The organism is Burkholderia sp. Bp8998 (assembly GCF_003854235.1).
GTDB lineage: Bacteria > Pseudomonadota > Gammaproteobacteria > Burkholderiales > Burkholderiaceae > Burkholderia.
This window is the reverse complement of record NZ_QTQF01000015.1, coordinates 12,461-25,928: the sequence shown is the minus strand read 5'-3', so window position 1 is coordinate 25,928 and position 13,468 is coordinate 12,461. Positions and strand designations below refer to the sequence as shown.

Genomic DNA, 13,468 nt, shown 5'->3' with positions numbered 1-13,468 from the left:
CATCAGAACCTGCTTACGCGATTGAGCTTACCGCGGCAGTTCCGAATGCCCCATCAGGTACGCATCGACCGAGCGCGCGCACTGGCGGCCTTCGCGGATCGCCCAGACGACGAGCGACTGGCCGCGGCGCATGTCGCCTGCCGCGAACACCTTGTCGACCGACGTGTAGTACGAGCGATCGCCTTCGGTCGCCGCACGCGCGTTGCCGCGTGCGTCCTTCGCGACGCCGAACGCCTCGAGCACGGTGGCTGCCGGCTGCGTGAAGCCCATCGCGAGCAGCACCAGGTCGGCCTTCATCTCGAACTCGGAGCCCGGCACTTCCTGCATCTTGCCGTCCTTCCATTCGACGCGCGCCGCGATCAGCTTCTCGACCTTGCCGTTCTTGCCTTCGAGACGCTTCGTCGCGACCGCCCAGTCACGCTCGCAGCCTTCCTCGTGCGACGACGACGTGCGCAGCTTGATCGGCCAGTACGGCCACACGAGCGGCTTGTTTTCCTCTTCCGGCGGCTGCGGCAGCAGCTCGAACTGCGTGACCTGCTTCGCGCCGTGACGGTTCGACGTGCCGACGCAGTCCGAACCCGTGTCGCCGCCGCCGATCACGATCACGTGCTTGCCCTTCGCGACCAGCTGGTCGACGAGCTTGTCGCCCGCGTTCACGCGGTTCTGCTGCGGCAGGAAGTCCATCGCGAAATGCACGCCGGCGAGCTCGCGGCCCGGCACCGGCAGGTCGCGCGGCGTTTCCGAACCGCCCGCGATCACGACCGCGTCGAACTCTTCCTTCAGCTTCTCCGGCGAAATGGTTTCCTTCGCGAGGCTGCCGATCGACTCGGGCAGCGGATCCTTGCCGATGAACACGCTGGTGCGGAACGTCACGCCTTCCGCTTCCATCTGGCGCATGCGGCGATCGATCAGCCACTTCTCGAGCTTGAAGTCGGGGATCCCGTAACGCAGCAGGCCGCCGACGCGATCGTTCTTCTCGAACACCGTCACGTCGTGGCCGGCGCGCGCGAGCTGCTGCGCGGCGGCGAGACCCGCAGGGCCCGAACCGACGACCGCCACCTTCTTGCCGGTCTTGTGCTCGGGCGGCAGCGGCTTCACCCAGCCTTCCGCCCAGGCCTTGTCGATGATCGCATGCTCGATCGACTTGATGCCGACCGGATCGTTGTTGATCCCGAGCGTGCAGGCTGCCTCGCACGGTGCCGGGCAGATGCGGCCCGTGAACTCGGGGAAGTTGTTGGTCGAATGCAGGACTTCGATCGCCTGCTGCCAGTCCTGGCGGTAAACGAGATCGTTGAAGTCCGGGATGATGTTGTTGACCGGGCAGCCGTTGTTGCAGAACGGGATGCCGCAATCCATGCAGCGTGCGCCCTGGACCTTCGCGTCCGCGTCGGTCAGTGCCGCGACGAATTCCTTGTAGTGCTTCACGCGCGTGAGCGGTGCTTCGTACGCCTCGTGGCGGCGTTCGAACTCCAGAAAACCGGTTGCCTTGCCCATAAGGTGCTCTTCTGTTCGGTGTATCAGGTGGGGGAGCCGCGCGCGGCAGTCAGGCGCGCGCGGCATTCGCTATGTCGTTCGTCGCTCAGGCGGCCAGCACTTCCTTCGCCGCCTTCTTCGCACCGATCTCGCCCAGCGCGCGCTTGTATTCGTGCGGGAACACCTTCACGAACTGGCGGCGCGCCGCGTCCCAGTTTTCCAGCAGCGACTTCGCGCGCGGCGAACCCGTGAACTGGAAATGACGCTCGACGAGCCCCTTGAGCAGCGCTTCGTCCGTCGTGCCTTCGTGCCAGAGCGCGCGGTCGACCGTACGCTCCTGCTCGGCCTGCTGCAGCACCGGATCGAGCGCGACCATCGACTTGTTGCACTTCGCCGCGAACGTGCCTTCCGGATCGTAGATATATGCGAGACCGCCCGACATGCCGGCCGCGAAGTTGCGCCCCGTCTCGCCGAGCACGACGACCGTGCCGCCCGTCATGTATTCGCAGCCGTGGTCGCCCGTGCCTTCGACGACCGCCGTCGCGCCCGAGTTGCGCACGCAGAAGCGCTCGCCCGCGACGCCGCGGAAGAAGGCTTCGCCTTCGATCGCGCCGTACATCACCGTGTTGCCGCAGATGATGTTTTCCTCGGACTTGCCGCGGAAGTCGTTGGTCGGGCGGATGATGATCCGGCCGCCCGACAGGCCCTTGCCGACATAGTCGTTGCCGTCGCCGACGAGGTCGAGCGTCACGCCCTTCGCGAGGAACGCGCCGAAGCTCTGGCCCGCCGTGCCCTTCAGCTGGATATGCACCGCGTCGTCGGCGAGGCCGTCATGGCCGTGCTTCTTCGCGATCACGCCCGACAGCATCGCGCCGACCGTGCGGTTCACGTTGCGCACCGGCTGGATGAACGACACATGCTCGCCGTTCTCGATCGCGGCCTTCGCCTTCTCGATCAGCACGTGGTCGAGCGCGCGCTCGAGGCCGTGATCCTGCACGTCCACGTGACGCGGCGCGACGTCCTCGCACTCTTCCGGCTGGTAGAACACGCGCGAGAAGTCGAGGCCCTTCGCCTTCCAGTGCTCGATGCCCTTGCGCGTATCGAGCAGGTCGGCACGGCCGATCAGGTCGTCGAACTTCGCGACGCCGAGCTGCGCCATGATTTCGCGCACTTCCTCGGCGACGAAGAAGAAATAGTTCACGACGTGCTCGGGCTGGCCCTTGAACTTCGCACGCAGCACCGGATCCTGCGTCGCGACGCCGACCGGGCACGTGTTCAGGTGGCACTTGCGCATCATGATGCAGCCTTCGACGACGAGCGGCGCCGTCGCGAAGCCGAATTCGTCCGCGCCGAGCAGCGCGCCGATCACGACGTCGCGGCCCGTCTTCATCTGGCCGTCGGCCTGCACGCGAATGCGGCCGCGCAGGCGGTTCAGCACCAGCGTCTGCTGCGTTTCGGCGAGGCCGAGTTCCCACGGCGTGCCCGCATGCTTGACCGACGACAGCGGCGATGCGCCCGTGCCGCCGTCATGGCCGGCGATCACGACGTGGTCGGCCTTCGCCTTTGCGACACCGGCCGCCACCGTGCCGACGCCGACTTCCGACACCAGCTTCACCGAGATGCTCGAGCTCGGGTTCACGTTCTTCAGGTCGTGGATCAGCTGCGCCAGATCCTCGATCGAGTAGATGTCGTGGTGCGGCGGCGGCGAGATCAGGCCGACGCCCGGCACCGAGTAACGCAGCTTGCCGATGTATTCCGACACCTTGTGACCCGGCAGCTGGCCGCCTTCGCCCGGCTTCGCGCCCTGCGCCATCTTGATCTGGATCTGGTCGGCCGACGCGAGGTACTCGGCGGTGACGCCGAAGCGGCCCGATGCGACCTGCTTGATCTTCGAGCGCAGCGAATCGCCATCCTTCAGCGGAATGTCGCTGACGATCTCGTCGCCGATCACCGACTTCAGCGTCTCGCCCGACTTGATCGGAATGCCGCGCAGTTCGTTGCGATAGCGCTTCTCGTCCTCGCCGCCTTCGCCGGTGTTCGACTTGCCGCCGATCCGGTTCATCGCGATCGCGAGCGTCGCGTGCGCTTCGGTGCTGATCGAACCGAGCGACATCGCGCCCGTCGCGAAGCGCTTGACGATGTCCTTCGCCGGCTCGACGTTTTCGATCGGGATCGCCTTGGTCGGCTCGACCTTGAACTCGAACAGGCCGCGGAACGTCATGTGACGCTTGGTCTGGTCGTTGATCAAGTGCGCGTATTCCTTGTACGTCTGGTACGAGTTGCTGCGCGTCGCGTGCTGCAGCTTCGCGATCGAATCCGGCGTCCACATGTGGTCTTCGCCGCGCACGCGGTATGCGTACTCGCCGCCCGCGTCGAGCATGTCGCGCAGGACCGGGTTGTCGCCGAACGCGTCGCGGTGCAGGCGGATCGCTTCTTCCGCGACTTCGAACAGGCCGATGCCGCCGACCTTCGAGGCCGTGCCCTTGAAGTACTTCTCGACGAGGTCGCTCGACAGGCCGAGCGCTTCGAAGATCTGCGCGCCTGTGTACGACATGTACGTCGAGATGCCCATCTTCGACATCACCTTCTGCAGGCCCTTGCCGACCGCCTTCGTGAAGTTGTAGACGGCCTTCTCCGGCGACAGGTCGCCCGGCAGGCCTTCGGCCATCTTCGCGAGCGTTTCCATCGCGAGGTACGGGTGCACGGCTTCCGCGCCGTAGCCCGCGAGCAGCGCGAAGTGGTGCGTCTCACGCGCGGAGCCCGTCTCGACGACGAGGCCCGTGCTCGTGCGCAACCCTTGCTGGACGAGGTGCGTATGGATCGCCGACGTGGCAAGCAGCGCCGGAATCGCGACGTGCTCGGCGTCCGTCTTGCGGTCCGACACGATCAGCATGTTGTAGCCCGACTTCACCGCGTCGACGGCTTCCGCGCACAGCGACGCGAGGCGTGCCTCGATGCCTTCCTTGCCCCACGCGACCGGGTAGCAGATGTTCAGCTCGTACGCGCTGAACTTGCCGCCCGTGTACTGGTCGATCGCGCGGATCTTCGCGATGTCCTTGAAGTCGAGCACCGGCTGCGACACTTCGAGACGCATCGGCGGGTTGATGTTGTTCGTGTCGAGCAGGTTCGGCTTCGGGCCGATGAACGACACGAGCGACATGACCATGTTCTCGCGGATCGGGTCGATCGGCGGGTTCGTGACCTGCGCGAACAGCTGCTTGAAGTAGTGATAGAGCGTCTTGTTCTTGTTCGACATCACCGCGAGCGGCGAATCGTTGCCCATCGAACCGACGGCCTCTTCACCCTGCTGCGCCATCGGCGCCATCAGGAACTTCAGGTCTTCCTGCGTGTAGCCGAACGCCTGCTGGCGGTCGAGCAGCGCGGCGCCCTGCGTGCGGCCGGCCGCGACATCCTCGGCCTTCGGCTCGATCTCGTCGAGCTTGATGCGCACGGCGTCGATCCAGCTCTTGTACGGCTTCGCGTTCGCGAGGTTGTCCTTCAGTTCCTTGTCGTCGATGATGCGGCCGTGTTCCATGTCGATCAGGAACATCTTGCCCGGCTGCAGACGCCACTTCTTGACGATCTTCGATTCAGGGATCGGCAGCGTGCCGGCTTCCGACGCCATGATGACGAGATCGTCGTCGGTCACGATGTAGCGCGCCGGGCGCAGGCCGTTACGGTCGAGCGTCGCGCCGATCTGGCGGCCGTCGGTGAACGCGATCGCGGCCGGGCCGTCCCAAGGCTCCATCATCGCGGCGTGGTATTCGTAGAACGCGCGGCGGTTCTCGTCCATCAGCGTGTGCTGTTCCCACGCTTCGGGGATCATCATCATCACCGCGTGCACGAGCGGGTAGCCGGCCATCACCAGCAGTTCGAGACAGTTGTCGAACGATGCGGTGTCCGACTGGCCCGGGTAGATCAGCGGCCACAGCTTGGGCAGATCGTCGGCGAGCACGTGCGACGCGATCGCGCCGGTACGCGCGTTCAGCCAGTTCACGTTGCCCTTCACGGTGTTGATCTCGCCGTTGTGCGCGATCATCCGGTACGGGTGAGCCAGTTCCCAGGCCGGGAACGTGTTGGTCGAGAAGCGCTGGTGCACGAGCGCGAGCGCCGACACGACGCGCGCGTCCTGCAGGTCGCGGTAGTACACGCCGACCTGGCCCGCCAGCAGCAGCCCCTTGTAGACGATCGTGCGCGCCGACATCGACGGCACGAAGTATTCCTTGCCGTGCTTGAGCTTCAGTGCCTGGATGCGGTGGCTCGCGGTCTTGCGGATCACGTACAGCTTCCGCTCGAGCGCGTCCGTCACCATGATGTCCTTGCCGCGGCCGATGAAGATCTGGCGGATCAGCGGCTCGCTCGCCTTGACCGTCGGCGAGATCGGCATCGCATGGTCGACCGGCACGTCGCGCCAGCCGAGCACGACCTGGCCTTCGGCCTTCACCGTCCGCTCGAGCTCCTGCTCGCACGCGAGACGCGATGCGTTTTCCTTCGGCAGGAAGATCATGCCGACCCCATATTCGCCAGCCGGCGGCAGATTCACGCCCTGCTTCGCCATTTCCTCGCGATAGAACGCGTCCGGAATCTGGATCAGGATGCCCGCACCGTCGCCCATCAGCGGATCGGCGCCGACCGCGCCACGGTGATCGAGGTTCTCGAGGATCTTCAGACCCTGCTGAATGATCTCGTGGCTCTTCTTGCCCTTGATGTGAGCGACGAAGCCGACGCCGCAGGCGTCGTGTTCGTTTTGCGGGTCGTACAGACCTTGTGCGGCGGGCACCGCGGCGAGCGGCTGCTGGTGGTCGTTCATGGGGACACCGTCGTAAAGGGGGCCTGGAGGCCGTTGAACCATTTTCTTGTTGCCGTCGATCCCGCTCCCGACGGGAGACGGCACGGCCGACAGTGGTTGGGCGAGCTTCACCCAAGCCACCGGAATTCGGAATATACGCGACGAATCAAAGGAATAGCAACAAAAACCGCTTGGTCGAACCCCAATTAAACAGATGCTCCGATCTGGTGCCACTTTATTGGGGTCGCATTGCTTTGGTGCAAAAAGAAGCGGCGCCCGCAGCGCCGCCTCGTGATCCGCCTTTCCCGCGTTACTGCTGGATCGGCGGCGTGTTTTCACGCACCTTTCTGGGGCGTCCGCGCGGCAGCGGCGACACGCGGCGGTTCGCGGTGCGCGCCGCCCACTCGCGGTAGTTTTCGCCGCCGAGCACCCAACCCTTCAGCGTCGCCTGCTGAAGCTGATCGGCCTGCCGCTCGTCGAGCGGCTGCTCGCACAGTTCCTTGTACGCGCGCTGACGGTCGAACGGCGTGTTGCCGAGCGCCCAGTAGAGCGGATGGTCGGTGATCAGGCTGTCGACGGTGAGCCCGACGTGGTGCCGGTAGCTCGACCAGCGATAGGCGTCGGGCGTCGCGACCAGCTGCGAGCGCACGGGGCTCATCTCGACCACGCGGCTCGCGAGCAAGAAATAGCGCTCGCCTTCGATCACGGTGGCGCGATAGCGGCCTTCCCACAGGGTGCCGCGGCGCGAATAACGCCGGTTGAAATGCGCGACGTAGCGGCGGCCGACCGCCTGCATCGCCTTCGGCAGGCTCGCCTCGTCGCTCGGCGTCACAAGGAGCTGCACCTGACGCGGAAGCAGCACGTAGGCATGTATCGAAAGATGGTGATCGCGTGCCGCGGCCTTCAGACAATCGATGAAGAGTTCGTAGTCCTGGTCGTCGACGAACGCGGGTTGCTGATCCAGGCCGCGCAGTATCACGTGCTGCGGCTGGTCGGGAACGTAGAGTCGTGCTAACCGTGCCATGCTGAATGTCCGTTTGAACGCGTTAGGAAATACCCGAAGGTCCGAAAATGCGCACCTGCGTAGAATGCTTGTCCCGGCGGGGCGCGGAAGCGTACGGTCGTGCGAATCCTAGGGAGAAAGCTCTAACTTCCGAGCTTGTTTGGTTTTAAACGCAGTCGTCATAATGAGCACGCCTTTGATCGGAGGAGACACAATGAAACGAAAACTGGCCATTACGGGGGCCGCAGCGCTCGCATTCGCATTTGCGGGCGGTACGGCACACGCACAATCCGCAGGTGATTTCTACGTCAGCACCGGCTGGTTCCACCTGTCCCCGCAGGACAGCAGCGACCCACTGTTCCTGTACGGGGTCGGCGGCACGCCCATCAACCAATCGATCCCCAACACGGGCGCCGGCATCAACGACGCCGATACGCTTGGGCTCGCAGCTGGCTACTTCGTCACCGACCACATCTCCACCGAGCTCGTCATGGGGATACCGCCGAAGTTCGACATTACCGGCAAGGGTCAGTTCGAAAAGTTCGGCATACTCGGCCGTGCGTATCAGTGGAGCCCCGCCCTATTGCTTCGCTACCACTTCAATGACGCCAACGCGAAGTTCCGTCCGTATGTCGGCGTCGGCGCGACGTATGTCTGGTTCACCGGCGCAAAGATCACAAACAGCAGCTTCGAGAACGGCGTGCTCGGTGGCCCGACCAGCGCTACGACCAGCAACCAATGGGCCCCCGTTTTCAATGCCGGCTTCACGTACAACTTCACGAAACACTGGTTCGGGGGCCTGTCGATCTCGTACATCCCGGTCAGCGTGACCGCAACCTTCACGACGGCCCGCCGGACGCCGGTCGGCACCCTGACCGAGACGTCGAAAGCGAAGATCTCGCTCAACCCGATCGTCACGTACCTGAACATCGGCTACCGCTTCTAAGCGTAGTCGAATATTTGGGGAATGGTTAATCCTGCTGCAATTTGTAGCGGAATTTTCCTCGAGTAACGGGCCCGCGATGCAAAACGCCCCGGTCGGAATCCCGCCGGGGCGTCGTTTTTTCGCGTCAGGCACGTTCCCGCGCAGGGTTTTGCCGGATGCGCGGCGTTACACGATGTCGTCGAGCGCCGTCGGGCCGATCAGGTCGATCCGGTCCGTGCAGACCGCATCGACGCCCCAGCGCACGAGTTCGCGCGCCCGGCCGAGGTCGTTGACCGTATAAACCAGGATGCGCAGCCCGGCCGCCTTGATCGCTCGCACGAGCGGTTCGTCGAGTTCCTTGTGGCTTGCGTGCAACGATACGCAGCCGAGCGCGCCAACGACCTGCGCATGCCAATCGTCCGGCACCGCCTCGTACAGCATCCCGCGCGGCAGCGCCGGCGCGCTTGCGCGCGCCTGTTGCAGCGCGTCGAACGAGAACGACGACAGCAGCGGCGGCACGGGCGCACCGTGCCAGTACGCTGCCGCATCGGCGGCCACTCGTGACCCGGTCTCGCGCTCGCGGCCGGGGCACGGCTTGATCTCGACGTTCGCGGCCAGCCCGTGCGCGATGCAGCGCGCCGCAGCAGCCTCGAACGTCGGCATCCGCTCGCCCGCGAAACGCGTGTCGAACCAGGCACCGGCGTCGAGCTCGGCCAGCGCCGCATAACGCATGCCCGCCGCCGGCCCGCTGCCGTTCGACGTGCGGTCGACCGTGTCGTCGTGCAACAGGAAGCTCACGTCGTCGGCGGACAGCTTCGCATCGAACTCGACCATCCGGTGACCGCGCCGCGCGCCCTCGTCGAGTGCGGCGAGCGTGTTCTCCGGCGCAAGCGTGCCGCCGCCGCGATGGGCGACGACGCGCGGATAGGGCCAGTCGGTACGGGAAGTCATCGTGCGCCTCGCAGCAGGTCCGTCAGGCTCAGCCGGCACGCTTGCCGGTCTCGGGATCGAAGAAATGCAGCCGGTGCGCGGGCAGCGCGGCGCCCAGCGCCGTGCCGCGCGCGGGACGATCCGCGTGCGGCAGCCGCACCGCGACGTCGTGGTTACCCCAGCGGCCGTGCGCGAGGTTGTCCGCACCCAGCAGTTCGCACGAGTCGACCGGCAGCGTCGCCTGCGCGACACCCGGCTGCGGCGTCATGTGCTCCGGCCGCACGCCGAGCACCCAGTCGCGCCCGGTGGCGATCGCGGTGCCGATGCCGGGCGCGCCGGCGACCGGCAGCGCCGGACCGCCGCCCGCGACCGTAAACGTCGCGCCATCCTCCGACAGCCGGCCGTGCATCAGGTTCATCGCCGGCGAGCCGATGAAGCCCGCGACGAACACCGTCGCCGGCTTCTCGTACACGTCGACCGGCGCGCCGATCTGCTCCGCATAGCCGCGGTTCATCACGATCACGCGCTGCGCGAGCGTCATCGCCTCGATCTGGTCGTGCGTCACGTATACGCTCGTCGTCGCGAGCCGCGCATGCAGCCGCTGGATCTCGAGCCGCATCTGCACGCGCAGCTTCGCATCGAGGTTCGACAGCGGCTCGTCGAACAGGAACACCGACGGCTCGCGCACGATCGCACGCCCCATCGCGACGCGCTGCCGCTGGCCGCCCGACAGTTCACGCGGCCGCCGCGCGAGCAGCGGCTCGAGCTCGAGGATCTTCGCGGCCGCGGCCACCCGTGAGTCGATCGTCGCGCGCTCGATGCCGCGGATCTTCAGCCCGTAGCCCATGTTCTGCGCGACCGTCATGTGCGGATACAGCGCATAGTTCTGGAACACCATCGCGATGTCGCGATCCTTCGGCTCCAGCGCGTTGACGACGCGATCGCCGATCGCGATCTCGCCGTCCGTCACCGTCTCGAGCCCCGCGATCATCCGCAGCAGCGTCGACTTGCCGCAGCCCGACGGGCCGACCAGCACGATGAATTCGCCGTCGGCGATCTCCACGTCGATGCCGTGCAGCACGTGCTGCTTGCCGTCGTAGGATTTCCTGACGCCCTTCAAGCTCAGCGCAGCCATACTTGGTTCTTCTCCCGGTTGCCGTCCGTGGTTCATTTCTCGGAATCGACGAGGCCGCGCACGAACCAGCGCTGCATCGCCAGCACGACGACGAGCGGCGGAATCATCGCCAGCAGCGTCGCCGCCATTACGTATTGCCACTCGGTCGCGGCGTCGCCGCTCGCGATCATCGTCTTGATGCCCACCACCGCCGTCGACAGCGACGCCTCCGTCGTGATCAGGATCGGCCACAGATACTGGTTCCAGCCGTAGATGAACGTGATCACGAACAGCGCCGCGATGCTCGTCTTCGACAGCGGTAGCACGACGTCGCGGAAAAAGCGCAGCGGCCCCGCGCCGTCGATGCGCGCGGCGTCCATCAGCTCGTCGGGCAGCGTCATGAAGAACTGGCGGAACAGGAACGTCGCGGTCGCCGATGCGATCAGCGGCAGCGAAAGCCCGGCGTAAGTGTTCGTCAGGTTCAGCGTCGACACGACCTGCACGGTCGGGAAGATCCGCACCTCGACCGGCAGCATCAGCGTGATGAAGATCAGCCAGAACGCGGTGTTGCGGAACGGGAAACGGAAATAGACGATCGCATACGCGGACAGGATCGACACCGCGATCTTGCCGACCGCGATCCCGAGCGCCATCACGAAGCTGTTGACGAGCAGCCGGCCGAACGGCGCCGTCGTGCCGCCGCTGCCGTGCCCCCAGATGTAGGCGATGTTCTCCAGCAGGTGCGTGCTCGGCACCAGCGACAGCGGGATCGTGAACACTTCCTGCGCGTTCATCGTTGCCGCGCAGAACGCGACGTACACCGGGAACACGATCAGCACGACACCCGCGATCAGCACCGCGTGGCAGAACAGGTCGAAGCCCTTGCGATTTTCGATCATGCGTATTGCACCCTGCGTTCGACGAAACGGAACTGGATCACCGTGAGCCCGACGACGATGATCATCAGCACGACCGACTGCGCGCCCGAGCTGCCGATGTCGAGCCCCTGGAAGCCTTCCGTGAAGATCTTGTAGATCAGCGTCTTCGTGCTTTGCGCGGGGCCGCCCGCGGTGGCCGCGTCGATCACCGGGAACGTGTCGAAGAACGCGTAGACGAGGTTCACGACCAGCAGGAAGAAGCTCGTCGGCGACAGCAGCGGCAGCACGATGTGGAAGAAGCGCCGCACCGGCCCGGCACCGTCGATCGCCGCCGCCTCGATCAGCGAGCGCGGGATTGCCTGCAGCCCCGCGTAGAAGAACAGGAAGTTGTAGCTCACCTGCTTCCACACCGACGCGAGCACGACGAGGAACATCGCCTGGCCGCCGTTCAGCGCGTGATTCCACACGATGCCGCCCTTCGCGAGCGCATAGGTGACGAGGCCGATGCTCGGGTTGAACAGGAACGCCCACAGCACGGCCGCGATCGTCGGCGCGACCGCATACGGCCAGATCAGCAGCGTGCGGTACACGCGCGCGCCGCGGATCACGCGGTCGGCGCAGGCGGCGAGCAACAGCGACACGACGAGCCCGCTGACCGTGACGAGCGAGCTGAACACCAGCGTCGTGCGGAACGAGTCGAGGTACAGCGGATCGGCGAACAGGTGGGCAAAGTTCGCGAAGCCGACGAATTCACTCGACGTGCCGAACGCGTCCTGCATCTGCGTCGACTGCCACAACGCGACGCCGGCCGGCCACAGGAAGAACACGGCGGTGATCGCGAGCTGCGGCGCGATCAGCAGGTACGGCAGCAGGCTCGCGCCGAAACGGGAACGGGATTGCATCGCGGGCATCCGGTCAGGCAAAACGGAAAGGGAACCGCGCCGCCGGCCGCGCGCGCCCATGCGGCGCGGCGACCGGCGGCACGAACGCGATGCGGGTCAGCCGCCCGACTTCTCGAAGCGGCGCAGCAGCTCGTCGCCGCGCGACGCCGCCGAATCGAGTGCGTCCTTCGGCGACTTCTTCTGCGCCCAGACCTGCTCCAGCTCTTCGTCGACGATCGTGCGGATCTGCGGCATGTTGCCGAGGCGCAGCCCCTTCGTATAAGGCAGCGGCGGCTTGTTCATCATCTGCTTGATCGCGGTTTCCGCGCTCGGGTTCTTCGCATAGAAGCCCTGCCGGCGCGTGAGGTCGTACGCGGCCGTCGTGACCGGCAGATAACCCGTTTCCTGGTGCCACTTCGCGGCGATCGGCGGCGAGGCCAGGAACGCGAGGAATTGCGCGACGCCCTTGTAGGTCGCCGGATCCTTGCCGGCCAGCACCCACAGGCTCGCGCCGCCGATGATCGCGTTCTGAGGCGCACCCTTCACGTTCGCGTCGTACGGCATCATGCCGGTGCCGTAGCTGAACTTCGCGAACTTCTGCACGTTCGCGAGCGCGCCCGACGACGTCGTCAGGATCCCGCAGTCGCCGCTGTAGAACTTCGCGGACGCTTCGTCCTTGCGGCCCGCATACGTGAACGTGCCGTCCTTCTGCATCTGCTGCAGGAACGCGATGTGCGCGATCTGCTGCGGCTTGTTGAATTCGAGCGCCGCGTCGGTGCCGTCGAAGCCGTTGTTGCGGCTCGCGAACGGCAGCGCATGCCACGCGCCGTAATTCTCGAGCTGGATCCAGCCCTGCCAGCCGGTCGTGAAGCCGCACGCCATCCCGGACTTGCGCAGCTTTTCCGCGTCGGCCTGCACGTCGGCCCACGTCTTCGGCGGCTGGTTCGGATCGAGCCCGGCCTTCTTGAACGCGTCCTTGTTGTAGTAGAGCACCGGCGTCGAGCTGTTGAACGGCATCGACACGAGATGGCCCGTCTTCGCGTCGCTGTAGTAGCTCGCGATGGTCGGCACGAACGCCTTTTCGTCGAGCGGCACGCCGGCCTGCTTGAACACGTCGTAGACGGGCACGACGGCCTTCTTCGCCTGCATCATCGTCGCGGTGCCGACTTCATAGACCTGGAGGATCGCCGGCGCGTTGCCGCTGCGATAGGCGGCGATGCCGGCCGCGAGTGCCTGGTCGTAGGTGCCCTTGAACACCGGCACGATCTTGTAGTCACCCTGCGATGCATTGAACTGCGCGGCGAGTTCATTCACGCGCTCGCCGAGCGCCGACTCCATCGCATGCCAGAACTGGATCTCCGTCACGGCGAACGCCGCATGCTGCATACCGAACATGAGCGCGCCACCCAGCGCGATCGAGCGAACCACTGTCCCCGCAGGCTTCTTCTTCATCGACCTCTCTCCTATGAAAACGT

The 13,468-nt window shown here is 65.6% G+C and carries 9 protein-coding genes; 1 reads left to right on the top strand and 8 read right to left on the bottom strand.

Features of this window, described 5'->3' with window-relative positions:
* Window positions 1-27 precede the first annotated feature (27 nt).
* The 3 genes from DIE06_RS16610 to DIE06_RS16595 all read right to left on the bottom strand — a co-directional run bounded on the left by DIE06_RS16610 (window position 28) and on the right by DIE06_RS16595 (window position 7,286).
* Window positions 28-1,494: a glutamate synthase subunit beta gene (locus tag DIE06_RS16610; protein WP_124662351.1), complete on the bottom strand. Its 1,467-nt coding sequence runs from the start codon at window positions 1,492-1,494 to the stop codon at window positions 28-30.
* 85 nt (window positions 1,495-1,579) lie between these two features.
* Complete coding sequence (locus DIE06_RS16605; RefSeq protein WP_124662350.1) at window positions 1,580-6,283, bottom strand: glutamate synthase-related protein; 4,704 nt, start codon at window positions 6,281-6,283, stop codon at window positions 1,580-1,582.
* A gap of 289 nt (window positions 6,284-6,572) precedes the next feature.
* Window positions 6,573-7,286: a transposase gene (locus tag DIE06_RS16595; RefSeq protein ID WP_124662349.1), complete on the bottom strand. Its 714-nt coding sequence runs from the start codon at window positions 7,284-7,286 to the stop codon at window positions 6,573-6,575.
* A gap of 193 nt (window positions 7,287-7,479) precedes the next feature.
* On the opposite strand from DIE06_RS16595, the gene DIE06_RS16590 reads away from it, so the two are divergent.
* Window positions 7,480-8,211, top strand: coding sequence for an OmpW family protein (locus DIE06_RS16590; protein ID WP_124662447.1), 732 nt, complete (start codon window positions 7,480-7,482; stop codon window positions 8,209-8,211).
* 165 nt (window positions 8,212-8,376) lie between these two features.
* Here DIE06_RS16590 and ugpQ read toward each other — a convergent pair whose 3' ends face one another.
* The 5 genes from ugpQ to ugpB all read right to left on the bottom strand — a co-directional run bounded on the left by ugpQ (window position 8,377) and on the right by ugpB (window position 13,445).
* Window positions 8,377-9,141, bottom strand: coding sequence for a glycerophosphodiester phosphodiesterase (gene ugpQ, locus DIE06_RS16585; RefSeq protein ID WP_124662348.1), 765 nt, complete (start codon window positions 9,139-9,141; stop codon window positions 8,377-8,379).
* Between the two features lie 28 nt (window positions 9,142-9,169).
* Window positions 9,170-10,255, bottom strand: a complete 1,086-nt coding sequence (locus tag DIE06_RS16580) for a sn-glycerol-3-phosphate import ATP-binding protein UgpC (protein WP_124662347.1) — start codon at window positions 10,253-10,255, stop codon at window positions 9,170-9,172.
* A gap of 32 nt (window positions 10,256-10,287) precedes the next feature.
* A complete protein-coding gene (gene ugpE, locus DIE06_RS16575) occupies window positions 10,288-11,133 on the bottom strand; it encodes a sn-glycerol-3-phosphate ABC transporter permease UgpE (RefSeq protein ID WP_059599794.1) in 846 nt (281 codons plus the stop codon).
* Window positions 11,130-12,014, bottom strand: coding sequence for a sn-glycerol-3-phosphate ABC transporter permease UgpA (gene ugpA, locus DIE06_RS16570; protein ID WP_124662346.1), 885 nt, complete (start codon window positions 12,012-12,014; stop codon window positions 11,130-11,132). Before ugpA ends, ugpE begins: the two co-directional genes overlap by 4 nt.
* A gap of 96 nt (window positions 12,015-12,110) precedes the next feature.
* Window positions 12,111-13,445: a sn-glycerol-3-phosphate ABC transporter substrate-binding protein UgpB gene (gene ugpB / locus DIE06_RS16565; RefSeq protein ID WP_124662345.1), complete on the bottom strand. Its 1,335-nt coding sequence runs from the start codon at window positions 13,443-13,445 to the stop codon at window positions 12,111-12,113.
* Window positions 13,446-13,468: the final 23 nt, after the last annotated feature.

Bases quoted from the DNA above. Each gene is read 5' to 3' on its own strand.
- DIE06_RS16610 (WP_124662351.1), bottom strand. From the start codon at position 1,494: ATGGGCAAGGCAACCGGTTTTCTGGAGTTCGAACGCCGCCACGAGGCG.
- DIE06_RS16605 (WP_124662350.1), bottom strand. From the start codon at position 6,283: ATGAACGACCACCAGCAGCCGCTCGCCGCGGTGCCCGCCGCACAAGGT.
- DIE06_RS16595 (WP_124662349.1), bottom strand. From the start codon at position 7,286: ATGGCACGGTTAGCACGACTCTACGTTCCCGACCAGCCGCAGCACGTG.
- DIE06_RS16590 (WP_124662447.1), top strand. From the start codon at position 7,480: ATGAAACGAAAACTGGCCATTACGGGGGCCGCAGCGCTCGCATTCGCA.
- ugpQ (WP_124662348.1), bottom strand. From the start codon at position 9,141: ATGACTTCCCGTACCGACTGGCCCTATCCGCGCGTCGTCGCCCATCGC.
- DIE06_RS16580 (WP_124662347.1), bottom strand. From the start codon at position 10,255: ATGGCTGCGCTGAGCTTGAAGGGCGTCAGGAAATCCTACGACGGCAAG.
- ugpE (WP_059599794.1), bottom strand. From the start codon at position 11,133: ATGATCGAAAATCGCAAGGGCTTCGACCTGTTCTGCCACGCGGTGCTG.
- ugpA (WP_124662346.1), bottom strand. From the start codon at position 12,014: ATGCAATCCCGTTCCCGTTTCGGCGCGAGCCTGCTGCCGTACCTGCTG.
- ugpB (WP_124662345.1), bottom strand. From the start codon at position 13,445: ATGAAGAAGAAGCCTGCGGGGACAGTGGTTCGCTCGATCGCGCTGGGT.